Below are 13,347 nucleotides of genomic sequence, written 5' to 3'. Positions count from 1 at the left end.
ACTTGTTCGCCCCTATTAGGAACTGTGCATAGTATTTCAAACAGTGTTTTACTCTGGGATTGATTTGGAAGAAAATGTAGACAAGGAGATCTTCACATCCATGAGTTCTCTGTAGATGTGAATTTAACTATTGGCAAAATTTATTTGGCCTTTTGGCGAAAAAATAGTGATTATATGAGTGTACTCCCTACGTATGAATGGATAGAAAAAAAGGCCAGTGAAAGCAAGTTTCTCAGCGACCCACACGTGAAAAGGCTCTTTGAACTCTCACAGGACAAAACTCTCTTCGAAAAGTCTCCAGACTACCTCGCTAAGCTTAGACGTGATTTGCTTAGGAGCTCTCTAGACTTCTTTGCTAGGAACAGCGAATTCTATCAGAGGATGTTTGACTCCCTAGGAATCGACCCCAAAGCCGCAGAAGTCGAAGACTTGGCGAAGCTGGCTGTCCCATCGGACTTATTGAGGGGAAACGGTATAGAGAAGTTCTACATCCCCAACAAGGACGAGGGAGGATATGTCTTCAGGTCTAGCGGTACAACTGGTAAGGATCCAGTAAGGGTCTACAGGAGCCCAATCGAACTTTTAATGATGACTATGGCTAATGCCAATCTATTCGAGTATGTATATGGGCATTTCCTTGAACCAGGCAAGGGTCTAGCCTTGTTTCTAGCCGCAGAGGAGCTAAAAAACCACTTGAACTTTGTAGCCTTTGTAGACCTTGCCTTGCAGTACAAGAAGATCCCCCTCCTTTACGGGATGGATCTCTTGCCTGAGTCCTCTGGCGGGCCACTATGGAAGAGGCTTGTTCCCAACAAGCAAAGGATACTAGAATTTATAAAAAGCAAAAAAGAGCCAAAGCTCTTCTTCTCTGCGCCTGCCGGAGTCCACCTGTTGTCAGAGCAATTTGGTAATCTTGGCTTTCTAAAGAGGATAGCCTACAAGCTTGTTGCAGGTGCGCCACCAATTAACCTGGGAAGGGGCGGAGTCATAGTTACAGGCGGCGGTTCAAAGGGCTTCAACATTCCCGAATACGGAGTCATAGTTGAAAAAGCTAGAAAGGTTTTCAGGGCCGAGGACCCCGACACGGGCCAGGAAGTTCCAGTTCCATTCATGGATGTTCTAGGGATGACTGAGACCCTCACGGCTCATCTAGACAACTACGGCGTAATGAACAAGATTCCTCATCCACTACAGGAGGTTTTCCTGTTGGACCCCAAGACCTACAAGCCGATAAACGATTACAACGTCGACGGCATCCTCGGAATCTTCGACCCCATGGCTATAACATGGCTGGAGGTATTTATTCCTGGAGACATTATGAGGCAGGTCCCTTCAGATAGGTACTATGGAAGAGAGTTCATCTATGTCAGGAGACTAACTGAGGATGAGGGATGGAGCCTTCAGAGGGCTTGCGGCGGGACACTGGAAGAGCTCATGGTTAAGGGTGGAAAAATAAATGCAGAGTGAAGTTTTTCCGCTTCATCCTTTGATCCAAAATGAAGCTGTTGAGGAAATCAATCTAAACGGGAATAAAATTTACGAGCCCAGGACAGACTGGCTCTTATCTTTCCTAAAAGAAGCACGAGGACTACAGCAGGAACTTTCAAGTACGCCCCTATCGAAAAGGCTCGGCGTCCTTGAGCACCTGAGGGAGATATGGCTTGAGAAACTTGAACATGGAAGGCTTGACACGTTGAAAAGGGAGCTTGCAAAGTCAACTGGTTACAGCGAGACACTGATAGGTCTAGAGCTAGAATTTGTAGGAGAAGTCCTAAGCCAGGACAACCTAAGGAGACTACTAAATGTTAGCTTAGTCGGAGGCTCCAGAAGCCTAGAGGAACCCGTAGAACTAGCCCCAGGAGAATATGTCAGAAACCTTCCGGCAGGCCCAGTACTCATAATAGGCTCCGGCAACTCTGTAGTCCCACCTCTGATACCTGGAACAATCTCCCTAGCTACAGGCAACTTCACAATCCTCAGGCCTTCTCTAACAAACTTCAAAGCCGTGCGCGAAGTTTTCCAACCACTCCAAGATATCCCATCGGACGAGCCAGTGAGGCGAGCCCTTCTCGTCGCCTACTTTACACATGAAAGCAGGAACCTGAAGACCCTCTTGGAAAAAGCGCCGCTAGGCGTAGTCAACTATTGGGGTGGCGAGCCGGGCAGAACCGTGATAGTTAGGACTATTTCCTCAAATCCCAACAGGCCGAGGCTCGTTGTAAATGGTCCAATGACGGGCTTCTCGATAATCGATGCGGAAAAAGCAACAGACGAGACAGCCGAGAAACTTGCCCTAGAAATGGTTCTCTACGACCAGCAACTATGTAGTTCACCAACTCAGGCGGCGTTCATTGGTACAAGGCAGGAGCTACAATTCTTTGCAGAAAAACTAGCCTCCTCGCTGGACCGTATAGGCAGGGAGTACCCCATAAAAATGGAAAGCCTCCCATACCAACTCTTCGTGTTACGGAGAAGCCTTGAACTAGCGGGAGCAAAAGTCATCGCAAGTCAGGACCCCAGCAATCCTTGGACCATAGTCTTGTCCGAGGAGAAGAGCCTTCTAACCACCTTGCCGCGCGGCTCTCTGCTACCCCTATATGCCAGGAGGAGATTCCTCGAAATAATAAGGGTTTCATCAATAAAGGAAGCTTTAAGCCTCGTATCCGAGCTTCCATCAAATCCCGCATATGAGGGGGTCGACAGGGTGCAGACCCTTTCCATAGCTGTCTCAATAGAAAAACTGCAAGAAATTATGCAGAACATCTATAGGACAGGCGTCTACAGGGTTGTCCCACTCGGAGAAAGCTACCTGAGAACCCCAAGCGAGCCATACGACGGGACTTTTATACCTTCGGCCTTCACCTATACAAGTTATATCAGGGTGAGGGACCAGTGAAGATACTAGTCACAGGGTCTACAGGCTTCCTTGGAGGACACCTCGTCGAGGAGCTCGTGGCAAAGGGATACAGCGTTAGAGCACTTGTACGCAGGACAAGCAACACGGCGCTCCTCAGAGAACTAGGAGTCGAAATGATAGAGGGCGACATAACGAAGCCTGAAACCCTCGGACCAGCAACACGTGGCGTAGACGTAGTCGTGCATCTAGCTGCCTACTACACATTTTTTGGCAAGAAAGAGCTATACGAGCTTGTAAACGTTAAGGGGACAAGGTGGCTCGCAGAAGCCTCCCTAAAAAACAATGTAGACCGCTTCATATACTGTAGTAGCACAGAGGCAATAGGGCCAGTGAAAAACCCGCCGGCAGACGAAACTACTCCACTAAACCCGCAGTTCGAATACGGGCGATCCAAGGCAAAGGCTGAAGCAGAGGTAAAGGCCTTGGCAGAGAAAGGGCTAAAATACACGATTATTAGACCTTCGGGGATATATGGCCCACGAAACGTTGACGACGTGTCGTACTGGTTTATCACGAGCTACGCCAGCAGGGGGCTTGCCAGCCTCGTGAAGATAGGGACAGGAGAAACACTTATCCAGTTCGCACATGTGAAGGACGTTGTCCAAGGCTTCATGCTTGCACTGGAAAAAGACGTCGCTGTCAACCAGACATATATAATCACCGAGGACAAGTGGTACACGTACAACCAGGTATACGAGATACTCTATGAATTAACAGGGATAAAGCCACCCAAGATAAGTGTACCACCTCTACTAGCGAAGATCCTTTTGGCACCCCTAGAAGCCTATGACCGTCTAACTGGAGAGGGAAACCTGATGCACAGGACGGCGCTTGTAGACTCCGTAACCACGAACAGGGCCTACAGCATACAAAAAGCCAGAAAGGAACTAGGCTACCAGCCAAGATACGACCTCAAGACTGGGCTCCGTGAAACAATCCAATGGTACAAACAAAACAACTATATCAAATAGTAAGAAAAACGAGTAAATAACTAAAGAGCCAAATAATAAGCCAAATCTCGTGGAATATACGATTTATTAAATTTGGTAGAAATAACTGAGCTAAGAAAATTTTTAAGCTAAGATTTCTTATAATTCTTAGGATTAGTTACGGAGCATAGCAAAGTAAGTAATAAGTATCTTACAAGTGATCCAGCAGGCATCAGGAAAGTTTTAGGATTAGAGGTCGGGGACATTCTAGTATGGAGGGTGGAAAATGGTAAAGTAATCATAGAGGTAATTAAGAACCCTGCAAAAGCTTTGCGCGCTAAGTACGAGGATCCCCTTCTTACTTATGACGTTGTAGAGGAAAAGGCCGACGAAGTCATCATGAGGGAGGCTGGAAAATGATTGTGGAGGTAGACTCACTGATTGCCTATGTTAACAAGAATGATAATTATCGCTAAGTTGTTTGCAAATTCTTTGAAAAGGTAGCTACAGGAAAATACAAAAATGTACGAGTTGCCTCCTCGGCTTATTTAGAATATTCCTTGCTCCTTAGGTAAAGGGGATACGGCGAGCGTGATATTAGGGAAGACCTATTCTACTTTTGGAACTCTCCAAACTTGAGAGAAGCGCCTCCAACGCTTGAAGTACAAATTAGGGCTTCAGTGCTAAGAGAGAAGCATGACCCTTCATTTTTTGATTCGTTGCACGCTGCTACTGCCTTGCTCTTTGACGGAATTATAGTCTCGCTTGACGGTGCTTACAAGTCAGTTCAGGGTCTACATGCTCTTAGGCACGACGAAGTTTGAGTATATTCTTTCCATTATGTTATTATTAAAGGTGCGATTACTACTAAAAGTGAAGGGAGTTGCGAGAAACTTATGGCTTGATTTCTCTTTCCAAGAATTCTTCCGTTGACTGGATAAGTTCCTCCACGTTAAGTATTATCGCGCCGTATTTTTCTAGACCCGTGTATCTCTCTGGGTCCCCAGTTACAAGAACCATTTTTCTCTGCAGGGCTATGACTACGTTGGCTACGTCTTCAAAAGTGGCAGGTATAGAGTAGTGAGTAAGCTCTCCCATCAGCATTGCGATTTTTTCAATGAGTGCATCGTCGAGGGTGTCAATCACGTTGTATATTTTCCGCATGACCTGCATTATACTTGTGGAGGGCGGTGTTTTTCTCGTATAGTATATAGACGCTGCGAACTCTACCAGCGAGAAAATTGTAACGTGAACATTGAATCTAGAAACAATTATGGGTATAAAGTCCCTATACTTTGAGCTGTGAAGTACAGCCAGAGCTGACGCGTCAAGCAACAGGTCGGATTGTTCGAGGAGCTCTTCACTGTTTGTCAATGTTTGGCGCCCTCATTTTTCTCATGCTTTTAAGTATGGAGACGGCTTCTTGCGGCTCAAGATCCAGGCTCAATGTGTCTACGGCTTCTTTTATTTCAGTGACGTGCCATCGCTCAACCAGGATGTTTATAACGTCGTTGTAGGACTGCAGTCCAAGCTTGTCTTTAAGTGCCCTTAGCTTTTTCCAGGTAGCCTCGTCTACCGCTATGGTTTTGGTCATATATTTTCACTGCTATGTTTGTTGAAGGATATGAGGGCTGATAAATGGTTATCTCTAAGGGAGTTCCCGGAGATTATCTCCTGCATAAGGCTTACTGACTTCCGCGGCCTCCGCTCCTTTGTAAGCAAGTCAACCTCGTAGAGACCGAAGCGCTGTCTAAATCCGTGGGGCCACTCATAGTTGTCTGTTAGGGCCCAGTGTAGATACCCCCTAACTGGGATGCCGCTTTCGATTGCCTCATGCAAGATGTAAAGGTGGTTTACGATTGACTTTGACCGAAGTATGTCCCTAGCGTCTGATACCCCATGCTCTGTGACATATATCTTGCTGGCGTATTTGTAGCCTATCTTTAGGGCATCTAGAAGACCTTCTGGATACATTTCCCACCCCATACCGTCACATGGTCTTCCAATCTTTGAGAAGCCGAATGGGACGCATGCATATCCGTAGCCTGCTACTCCGTCAAAGTCTAGGACTGGTCGACCGGGGAACCTCCCTTTCTGTTCTCTGACAACTATCCTTGTATAGTAGTTTACACCTAGCCAGTCAAGCTTGTTGCCTAGAACATTTGCCTTAACAATGGTTTTCTCGTCTAGTTCTAGGTCTACTTGTCCCTTTGTAATAGCGTCCAAAATATAGGTATTATGGAAATAGTTGTAGTGCTCAACAGCCCTATCGTTGCCTGCCGTGTCTGCAGGATAAGCTGGGATAATGTTGTGGATAATGCCCACCTCCGCGGGGGAAGAAGAGTCCGCATCAGCCTTGGCGGTGTCAAACCTCTTTATTTGTTCGTAGGCAAGTGCATGTGCAAGGGCAATATTAGCCATGGCTCTTGGTACAACGTCTGGTCTCATCACGCCTGGCGGAAAACCTGTATAGGGCCCAATAAGGCCGAGCTCTACTGGCACCATTGGCTCATTCATTGTCGACCACATGTCCACAAGGTCTCCGATTTTCCAGGCAATGTATGCAGCGTATTTTGCAAATTCTATCGGGAAGCTTTCCTCTACGAGCCCCCTTCTGTCGTTGTTGAGGTTTGTCTCCCTGGCCTTGATTGGATCGTGTAGCCAGAATGGCAGAGTGAAGTGGAACAAGTTTACAATTACTTTGAAGCCTCTCGACCTGAGGTCCTGTATTATTGCACGGTACATTGCAACGGCGTCCCTGTTGGCTATCTTGTCAAGCTTGGCTAGAGTCTCTTTATCTATCTTTACATCCTGGACGAGACCGTTCCCGTCGTAGGATACATCCGTCTCAATAAATGTTGTCGGATAGGGGAAAATACGGCTCCACTCTATACCCAGCCTATAAATATTCATTCCAAGGTTTTTCGCGTATTCGTGGTCGTGCCTGTAGAACTCGATATAGTTTATACCTTCCTCGGGCAAATCGCCACTAACAAGTTTGCTCGTTATGTTTTTGGGGTCTCGTACCCAGTGCCACCAGTCAGTGTTTACATCGATGTATCTCCTGTACGGGTCGCCCATCTCGAACTGGAATCCCGACTGAGAGACGCCCCATTTAAAGTTCTCAGGGAATTCCTTTCTAACCATTTTAGTCAATTTAGGTTTTTCTGAGGATGCTTATAAACCTATCCTCTTGCTGTAAATCAACCGAGGATTATAAAAAAATACTCAGTCTATACTTTTAAATACGTTCCAAGGTAACTTTTACCTTAAAAATAACTACCACAAAATTTATAAAGAGCCATGCTAATTATAACATGCCTAAAAAATACAACCGTGATAAACATGAACAAAGGGAAAATATCCCTGGCAATAGCCATACTCCTGATAGCAATCATTGTCGCTGTACCCGTCTTAGCGCAACCGCCAAACATCCCAAGAGAACAGACGCTAATAACTGGTGGAGCATGGTGGGAGCCCCCCAAGAAATTCAATCCACTCAATTATGGCGGCTCTGTCTCAGGAACAAACGGCCTAATCTATGAGCCGCTATACCTATGGATCCCAATCAAGCCTGAGAACGAAAGGTTCCAGCCGTGGCTTGCCGCAGCACTGCCCAACTGGATATCTCCAACCGAGGTCGAGATCAAGATTAGGCCAGAGGCCAAATGGTGGGATGGCAGCCCCGTAACAGCAGACGACGTAAGGTTTACGTTCTACGATGTTCCAAGGAAAGTTACTTCTGCCGCTTGGGCAGGAGTAAGAAACTACATCACAGATGTCGTTGTTGTTGATAGCAAGACCGTCCGCTTTAAATTTGACCCGCAGAACGTTAACTATGGAGATTTCCTGTACCAGCTCTACAGTGCACCAATTCTCCCCAAGAAATACTATGAACCCTATGTAAACCAGTACGGAAACGAGCTGACAGACCTCGGCAAGTGGCCCGTCATTGCCGAAAACAAGGATCCCACAAAGCTTCTGGGAAGCGGAATGTACAAGGTGCTATACACAGGTGACGACTACTTCATACTGGAAAGAGTCGACAACTGGTGGGGCAAAGACGTCTTCGGAAAGCTTCCAGGCCCCAAGTACATAAAGGGAGTAATTGTCTACAGCAACCAGGTAGCTGCCAACATGCTGGGAGCCGGCGAGCTCGACTGGAGTACCTTCTACATACCTGGAGGACCAACAATGGTTCAGAAAGGCTACGTAGTTTCATTCTATTCAAAGAGCCCATACTACTTGTCGGCAAACGTTGCATTCCTCTTCTTGAACACGGCTAAGAAGCCATTTAACGACCCCAACTTTAGGAAAGCACTTTACTATGCAATAGACATAAACAAGATAATTAACTCGGCTTATGAAGGTGCAGTCGTCGCCTCAAACCCTGTTGGCCTCCTACCATATTGGCAACAATACCTTGCCACAGACTTGTTGAACCAGTATGGATACAAGTATGACCCACAGAAGGCGAAGCAGATCCTAGACCAGGCTGGATACAAGGACGTCAATGGGGACGGCTGGCGCGAGACCCCAGACGGCAAGCCACTAAAAGTAACAATAATTGTTCCCTATGGCTGGACAGACTGGATGTTCGCCGCAATCAGCATAGCAGACGACTTGAAGGCTGTCGGAATAAACGCGGAAGCTGTCTTCCCAGACTTCGGCGCATATGTTGAGCAAATAGACAAGGGCACATATGACGCAGCTATAAACAACTTCGGAAGCTTCGCCGCGCCCACTCCATACCAGCTATACTACTGGGCCTACAACGCTACGCCTGGCATATGGACAGGAAACATGGGTAGATACCAGAACGCGAAGCTACAGCAACTGATTACCCAGCTCGGCAAGATACCTCCAGACCAGACGGACAAGATGAAGAGCGTCCTGAGGGACATCCAGCAGATCTTGCTAGACGAGATGCCAGCATTACCACTCTGGCTGAATGGTTACTGGTTCCTTGCTTCCCAGAAGTACTGGACAGGGTGGCCGAACGATAATAACCCATACGCTGTTCCAACAAACTGGAACGGACAATGGCAACACGGCGGCTTGCTGGTGCTCCTCAACCTCAAGCCGGCAACACAGCCAGCACAGCAACAGCCCCAGCCAACTACACAGCCAACAGCTCCTGCTGGCCCAGACTACACTACAATAGGCATAGTCATCGTAGTGCTTGTCATCATTGTCATAGCTGTCTACATGTTCCTTAGAAAGAAGCCCAAAAAAGAAGAGGCGGGAAAGAAATAAAGAAAATTAAAAAATATATTTTTTTGTTTTATATTTTTAGGTGTAGAAAACATGTCTGTTAAATCCTATATTCTAAAGCGCGGAGCAACATATCTAGTCGTTTTCGTTATTGCCATAACTATTGTATGGCTACTTATCCGCTTCGCCCCAGGAGACCCAGCCCTTACCAATGTAATGAGGTCCATGATGGCTCCAGGCGTAAGATACACAGAGGAACAAATCGAAGAATACAGGAGGAGAGCTATAGAGTTTCTAGGGTGGAACCTTCCCCTGCCACAGCAGTACGCACTGTTTTGGAGCAGGCTAATAATGGGTGACCTGGGCTACAGTACCTATTTCTCTGCACCGGTAACAAGCAAGTTGCGTGAGATACTCGTTAGAGATCTCTTACTCTTGACGCCAAGCGTCCTCGTTAGCTGGTTCATCGGGAACTATGTCGGTGCTCTAGCCGCTAGGAACAGAAAGCTCGACAAGTTTCTTTTGCCCATATTCTACGTTTTGACAGCTACTCCCTATTTCCTACTTGGGCTCCTCTTTGCCTATGAGCTCGGCGTGGTCTATCCCGTATTCAAGGCAACGATTATGTCTAGCGACATAGACGCTATTTTCACTTCTTTCAACGGGGAGACCCTGACAAATTTCTTGAAAGCTTACACTCTCCCCTTCTTGTCACTGACCCTCATAGCTATTGGTGGATGGGCGTCTGGAATGAGGTCTATGATGATTCAGGAGCTTGGCTCAAACTATTCCAGGTACATGGAGATGCTAGGCTTCTCCGACAGGAAAATTGCAGAGTACGCGTTCAGATACGCTATTAATCCACAGATATCTGGTCTCGGAATACAGCTAGGAACGATAATAGTCGCGGGCATCGTTGTCTCCTCTGTGTTTAATTATCCTGGAGCAGGCATAGCTTTGATTTATGCAATTAACTTCAGGGACGTCTTTCTCATCCAGGGCATAATTGTCGCATACACATTGATGGTTATTGTGGCCAATTTTATTGTGGACATTTTGTACGCAATGCTAGACCCAAGGATAAGGCTCGGCATATCGGGTGTGTAAAATGTCGAGAAGCATAACTATCTATTTGTTAAAGAGGAATAAGATGTTCTGGTTCTGCGTTTCAGCAATCTTCGCAGTAATCGCTTTAGCCATAATTGGGCCTTTTTTGACGCCATACAAGCCCAACCAGGTTCTCCCAGTGAGGTCCCAGCCACCCTCATGGGAACACCCCTTCGGTGTCGATAATATGGGATACGATGTCTTCAGTGCAACTGTGTATGGGCTAAGGGTATCTCTATCAGTAGGACTTATTGCCGCGCTAATTGCAACAATAGTCGGTGTCGGCCTCGGCATCATAGCCGGCTACGTAGGTGGAGTAACAGACTCAGTTCTAGACGGTTTAACAATTCTCTTATTGATGATTCCGCCGGCTTTTCTCTTAGTCATCCTGGGGACATTCTACATCTTGGGAGCCCCAGTGACAGGGCCATTTAAAGACCTATATACAATAGTGCTCCTCGGCGTTATGACGGGTCTGCTTTCTTGGCACTGGACTGCCAGGGCTACAAGGTCTATAGCTTCGGCACTAAAGGTCAGCGACTTCGTAGCCGTCTCGAAGCTTAGCGGCAACTCTACATTGAAAATAATCTTTAAGGATCTGTTGCCCAACATGGCGTCGTATGTCCTCCTAGTCTTCGTTATACAGCTTGCCAATGCCCTGGGAACCATCGTTACATTAGAGTTTCTCGGCATCAAGGCATCAGACTGGTCCCTATTCGCAAGGGTACAGCAGTGGCTCCAGATGGGGGCACTGGTATCAGGGGTATGGTGGGCATGGCTCCTTCCAGGAATAGTGATAGTCGTCCTGATAACTTCGCTTTACCTCCTCGTCAATTCGCTTGAGGAGGTATTCAATCCTAGGGCTAGAGGTGAATAGATGTGTCGGCAAATACGCTTGAGGTTAGGGGCCTTACTGTCCACTATAGGACACTGTTTGCAACCATCAAGGCAGTGAACAAGGTTTCATTTGATGTCCCCAAGGGAAGCATAGTTGGTCTAATAGGAGAGTCTGGTAGCGGAAAATCTACACTGGCCCAGTCACTTGTGTTGCCGAAGCCCCCAATGCATATTGTGGACGGCTCAGCCGTATTAAACGGGGACATAGACCTCGTAAAGATAGGTCCAGCTCTGCGCCGCAAAATACTCTTAAAAAAGGTCTCGATAATACCGCAGTACGTCTTAGATGCGCTTCCTGTGATAAGAAAGCTTAGAGTATTCCTACACGACTTGGCAGTCGAGAAAGACGTTGACCCCAAAGAGCTAGAGAAAATATTCGTCGAGAGGCTCAACATGATGAATTTACCAGAAAAGGTTCTAGACATGTACCCACTGGAGCTCTCAGGAGGCATGAGACAGAGGGTTGCAATAGCAATTGCGACACTTTTCAATCCTAGCTTGCTAATCGCGGACGAGCCTACCTCGGCATTGGACGTCGTTAGCCAGAGATACGTCTTGGAGCTTCTAAAAGACCTAAGAGACAGCGGCATCGTAGAGTCTATCCTCATAATTTCACACGACATCTCGTCAATTAGGCAGATCGCCGACAGAATAGTTGTAATGTATGGAGGAAAAATCGTTGAAGAAGGACCCATAGACGAAATTATCAGTAACCCGCTCCACCCCTACACGAAGATGCTAATCAAGGCTATTCCACCCAAAGGCGTACACTATACAACTACTAGGCTGGAGGGCGTAAAAGGTGTCCCGCCAAACCTCGCCGCTCCGCTGCCAGGCTGTGTTTTCCATCCAAGGTGCCCATACGCTGTTAAACGTTGCTTTACGGACGAGCCCCCAGTAGTCACTCTGGCAAACGGTCGCAGGGTTTCTTGTTGGTTATATTATGAGGTGAGAAAGGAATGAGTGAAAAAATAATTGAGCTCCGGAACGTGTCGAAGACATTTAAGCTCGGACTATTCGGCTCCACGGTCGTGCAGGCACTAAGTGATGTGTCCTTTGACGTGAAGAAAGGCGAAATCGTAGGCTTGCTCGGAGAGTCTGGTAGCGGAAAATCAACAATATCCAGAATAATACTCAAAGTATACAAGCCCTCGAGTGGCCAGCTACTTTTCAGAGACAAAGACATCACTAACATTTATTCTGCTAGCTTCCTCAAAAACTACTATAAACATGTCCAGGGAGTCTTCCAAGACCCCTACGGCTCCTTTAACCCCAGGAGAACAGTCCTCGAGCCCCTTTTCGACGTGGTGAACAACTACGAGCTTACACATGACAAGGTCGAGGCAGAGGGCATGATAAGGCAACACTTAGAAATGGTTGGGATTAACTACGACGAAGTTCTCCACAAGCATTCGCACGAGCTAAGCGGTGGACAGCTTCAGAGAATATCCATAGCAAGAGCACTTCTTGTCAAGCCCGACCTAATAGTTGCAGACGAGCCTGTCTCCATGGTTGATGCCTCAACCAGGGTAGACATACTCAACATCTTCTTGGATCTCAAACAGAAACTTGGGATATCGATCCTCCTCATAGGACACGACCTGGCAACAATGCACTATGCCTCAGACAGGATTCTGGTTCTCTACAAGGGCCAAGTAGTAGAAGAGGGTCCTGCCAGCATCTTATTGGACCCGCTCCACCCCTATACCAAAATGCTGTCAGAGTCTACTCCAAGCATCGACAAGCCATGGGAAGAAAAAATAAAATATAGACCTGGGAAGGTTGAGTTTGCAGGAAAGATTACTGGATGCCCATTTGCAGACAGGTGTCCCTACAGGATGGACAAGTGTATAACACAGGCACCTCCAGTCATTACAAAAGACGGGAGAAAAGTCAAGTGCTGGCTCTACGAGTAATCAAAGTTCTTCTAGGTAAACATCTCCCATTTTTTACTCTTGAAGGACGCCCTTCTTTTTCAACTCTACCGGTTCCTTTTGAACACATCGATGTACTCTTTTAGGTGTTTTTGTCGGGTCCCCTCGTCTGCCCGCTTGATTATAATTTTCCTATCTCGTCACTTCAATTAAGTATCAACTTCCTGGATTTTCTGTTCGAGTTTTTTGGGTATACGGGTTATAAGTAGGGATATGATAATATTTCCTGAAGGTATATACTGTTGGTAGTCGAGTTGACATTGGGCTTAGGCCTATCCAGGTTCTTGTTACTGTAATAGGTATTGCAAGGGAAAAAAGTTTATATTTATAAACTATTTCATAACTATGA

General features: G+C 46.7%; 12 protein-coding genes. 9 read left to right on the top strand and 3 right to left on the bottom strand.

The window, feature by feature from the left end:
• Nucleotides 1–174: 174 nt before the first annotated feature.
• The 4 genes from N186_RS00370 (at nt 175) to N186_RS09620 (ending at nt 4,266) form a co-directional block, all read left to right on the top strand.
• Entirely contained in the window at nt 175–1,467 is a 1,293-nt protein-coding gene (locus N186_RS00370) for a phenylacetate--CoA ligase family protein (RefSeq protein WP_020961772.1), read from the top strand.
• Nucleotides 1,457–2,896, top strand: coding sequence for an acyl-CoA reductase (locus tag N186_RS00365; RefSeq protein WP_148681924.1), 1,440 nt, complete (start codon nt 1,457–1,459; stop codon nt 2,894–2,896). Before N186_RS00370 ends, N186_RS00365 begins: the two co-directional genes overlap by 11 nt.
• Nucleotides 2,893–3,888, top strand: a complete 996-nt coding sequence (locus tag N186_RS00360) for an NAD-dependent epimerase/dehydratase family protein (RefSeq protein ID WP_020961770.1) — start codon at nt 2,893–2,895, stop codon at nt 3,886–3,888. The genes N186_RS00365 and N186_RS00360 overlap by 4 nt, the downstream gene beginning before the upstream one ends.
• A 237-nt stretch (nt 3,889–4,125) precedes the next feature.
• A complete protein-coding gene (locus N186_RS09620; RefSeq protein ID WP_020961769.1) occupies nt 4,126–4,266 on the top strand; it encodes a hypothetical protein in 141 nt (46 codons plus the stop codon).
• A gap of 474 nt (nt 4,267–4,740) precedes the next feature.
• Here N186_RS09620 and N186_RS00350 read toward each other — a convergent pair whose 3' ends face one another.
• The 3 genes from N186_RS00350 to bgaS are packed head-to-tail and all read right to left on the bottom strand — an operon-like array spanning nt 4,741 to nt 6,993.
• Complete coding sequence (locus N186_RS00350; protein ID WP_020961768.1) at nt 4,741–5,220, bottom strand: PIN domain-containing protein; 480 nt, start codon at nt 5,218–5,220, stop codon at nt 4,741–4,743.
• Nucleotides 5,207–5,440, bottom strand: coding sequence for a hypothetical protein (locus tag N186_RS00345; protein ID WP_020961767.1), 234 nt, complete (start codon nt 5,438–5,440; stop codon nt 5,207–5,209). The genes N186_RS00350 and N186_RS00345 overlap by 14 nt, the downstream gene beginning before the upstream one ends.
• On the bottom strand, nt 5,437–6,993 hold the full coding sequence (gene bgaS / locus N186_RS00340; protein ID WP_020961766.1) for a beta-galactosidase BgaS: 1,557 nt from the start codon (nt 6,991–6,993) through the stop codon (nt 5,437–5,439). Before bgaS ends, N186_RS00345 begins: the two co-directional genes overlap by 4 nt.
• Before the next feature lie 198 nt (nt 6,994–7,191).
• Between bgaS and N186_RS00335 the strand changes: the two genes are divergently transcribed.
• The 5 genes from N186_RS00335 to N186_RS00315 are packed head-to-tail and all read left to right on the top strand — an operon-like array spanning nt 7,192 to nt 12,980.
• Nucleotides 7,192–9,102 (top strand): ABC transporter substrate-binding protein, encoded by a 1,911-nt coding sequence (locus tag N186_RS00335; protein ID WP_187147029.1) that lies wholly within the window; start codon nt 7,192–7,194, stop codon nt 9,100–9,102.
• 51 nt (nt 9,103–9,153) lie between these two features.
• Nucleotides 9,154–10,167 carry an ABC transporter permease gene (locus N186_RS00330; RefSeq protein ID WP_020961764.1) on the top strand — a complete coding sequence of 338 codons (1,014 nt, stop codon included), beginning with the start codon at nt 9,154–9,156 and terminating at the stop codon, nt 10,165–10,167.
• Nucleotide 10,168: 1 nt separating this feature from the next.
• Nucleotides 10,169–11,044 carry an ABC transporter permease gene (locus tag N186_RS00325; protein WP_148681922.1) on the top strand — a complete coding sequence of 292 codons (876 nt, stop codon included), beginning with the start codon at nt 10,169–10,171 and terminating at the stop codon, nt 11,042–11,044.
• A gap of 2 nt (nt 11,045–11,046) precedes the next feature.
• On the top strand, nt 11,047–12,027 hold the full coding sequence (locus N186_RS00320; RefSeq protein ID WP_020961762.1) for an ABC transporter ATP-binding protein: 981 nt from the start codon (nt 11,047–11,049) through the stop codon (nt 12,025–12,027).
• Nucleotides 12,024–12,980, top strand: coding sequence for an ABC transporter ATP-binding protein (locus N186_RS00315; RefSeq protein WP_020961761.1), 957 nt, complete (start codon nt 12,024–12,026; stop codon nt 12,978–12,980). The genes N186_RS00320 and N186_RS00315 overlap by 4 nt, the downstream gene beginning before the upstream one ends.
• Nucleotides 12,981–13,347 lie beyond the last annotated feature (367 nt).

Source organism: Thermofilum adornatum (genome assembly GCF_000446015.1).
GTDB classification, from domain to species: Archaea; Thermoproteota; Thermoprotei; order Thermofilales; family Thermofilaceae; genus Thermofilum; species Thermofilum adornatum.
Note: the sequence above shows the minus strand (reverse complement) of the source record. Positions and strands in the feature narration are given on the sequence as shown.

Coding starts and splice junctions, on each gene's coding strand:
- N186_RS00370 (WP_020961772.1), top strand. CDS start 175: ATGAGTGTACTCCCTACGTATGAATGGATAGAAAAAAAGGCCAGTGAA.
- N186_RS00365 (WP_148681924.1), top strand. CDS start 1,457: ATGCAGAGTGAAGTTTTTCCGCTTCATCCTTTGATCCAAAATGAAGCT.
- N186_RS00345 (WP_020961767.1), bottom strand. CDS start 5,440: ATGACCAAAACCATAGCGGTAGACGAGGCTACCTGGAAAAAGCTAAGG.
- bgaS (WP_020961766.1), bottom strand. CDS start 6,993: ATGGTTAGAAAGGAATTCCCTGAGAACTTTAAATGGGGCGTCTCTCAG.
- N186_RS00335 (WP_187147029.1), top strand. CDS start 7,192: ATGAACAAAGGGAAAATATCCCTGGCAATAGCCATACTCCTGATAGCA.
- N186_RS00330 (WP_020961764.1), top strand. CDS start 9,154: ATGTCTGTTAAATCCTATATTCTAAAGCGCGGAGCAACATATCTAGTC.
- N186_RS00325 (WP_148681922.1), top strand. CDS start 10,169: ATGTCGAGAAGCATAACTATCTATTTGTTAAAGAGGAATAAGATGTTC.
- N186_RS00315 (WP_020961761.1), top strand. CDS start 12,024: ATGAGTGAAAAAATAATTGAGCTCCGGAACGTGTCGAAGACATTTAAG.